Source organism: Endozoicomonas sp. ISHI1, from assembly GCF_024606225.1.
GTDB lineage: Bacteria > Pseudomonadota > Gammaproteobacteria > Pseudomonadales > Endozoicomonadaceae > Endozoicomonas_A.
In genome coordinates this window covers 1-1,260 of sequence record NZ_JAGRPU010000135.1, presented here as the reverse complement: position 1 = coordinate 1,260, position 1,260 = coordinate 1, and the positions used below count along the sequence as shown (strand labels likewise).

Genomic DNA, 1,260 nt, shown 5'->3' with positions numbered 1-1,260 from the left:
ATTGTGCGCTTCAATCAGTTCAGCAAGAAAGCTGCTAATCCTCTGCATCATTCACCATTTGCCCTTGCGGGTGGGTTGCCATGCTAACAAGTTGCTGGTGTCGCCCCTAAAGGGGCTGGGACGCCGCTGTGCGGCGCCCCACAGCATGGCGTTAGCCGGCAGCAGTATGAAAGTTTTTTCTATTTTTTCAGTGGATGAGTCACGAACCAAAATCTACGCCAGCAACCAGTCTGGTCAATTCAAGTTCTGAGTAATTCTCAGTAATGCATGTCTGTAGATTCTGTGTCAGTCGATGAAAAATCTACGGTGTCTTGGTGGGCATGTCAGCGTGACTTCACGGTGTTTATGAGTATTTGGTCCGACGCACTAAACCAGTTAAAAGTTGTAACAGCATTGGCGTTGCCTGCAAGTTTTCCAGCGGTAACTTTTATGCACTTCAATCGGTGCAGCAGATGCAGGTTTTACTGAAACTCCTCTGCACCTATCAACATTGTTCCAGGCGGCAGGGCTGCCGGGCTAACAAATACAGGCAAAGGGATGGCTCACTGCGTTCGCCTCCCTTGCTGTAAGCGTTAGGTATCAAAATATGATAAACAATAACAATAAAAACACCCCGATAATCATGCCGGTAACATAAGCATGGAACTGTTTAGTCTCGTAGAAAGCCACCCTCTCGAAACCTTGCTTGGTGTCTTGACCAGCTTTGCATTGGGCTATCTTCTCAGAATCAGTTTTAGCCAACGGCAAAGACTGAATAGCATCAACCAAACCATTATTTCTGCTTTCACTCCTGAGCTCAACCGGCTCACTGAGAATCAGGATAAGGTTATCGACATTATGGATGATACTGCTTACAGGAAGCATGAAGCCAGTATACGGAACAATCTTGAACGGTTGCCTTTTATCCAGCGTTATCGCTTGAGAAAGGCTTGGGAACGACTGGCTTATGGTGAAAACAAGGAACAGTGCAAATTTCTTCGCTATGAGCAATACGCTGATTGCTATTCTATTAGCGAAAACAAAAAACTCAGAAACCTTGCTATCCATCGTATAAATTCCATTCTTGAAATTTGTGCATAAACCTAACAAAAGCAGCCAAAGGGACGCTCACTGTGTTCGCCGCCCTTGCTGCCAGCGTTAGCAGGCAGCAATAATCGAGAATTTCTGGTTGTGAAAAGACCAGTTTTCAAAAAGAGTTTTTGGGTTCACTGTCTATGGTGGGTTTCGAGTTAGAACCTCCCAGCAAAAAGACACTGTTAC

At 45.4% G+C, this 1,260-nt stretch carries 2 protein-coding genes; one reads left to right on the top strand and one right to left on the bottom strand.

Annotation, left to right across the window (positions count from 1 at the left end; all coding sequences use genetic code 11):
• A partial coding sequence (locus KBW69_RS23385; RefSeq protein ID WP_257282539.1) for a hypothetical protein occupies positions 1 to 250 on the top strand: 250 nt, incomplete at its 5' end.
• A 329-nt stretch (positions 251 to 579) separates the two neighbouring features.
• On the opposite strand, the gene KBW69_RS23380 is transcribed toward KBW69_RS23385, so the two are convergent.
• The gene (locus tag KBW69_RS23380) at positions 580 to 1,047 is read right to left on the bottom strand and encodes a hypothetical protein (RefSeq protein WP_257282537.1); all 468 of its coding nucleotides are present in this window, start codon (positions 1,045 to 1,047) and stop codon (positions 580 to 582) included.
• Positions 1,048 to 1,260 lie beyond the last annotated feature (213 nt).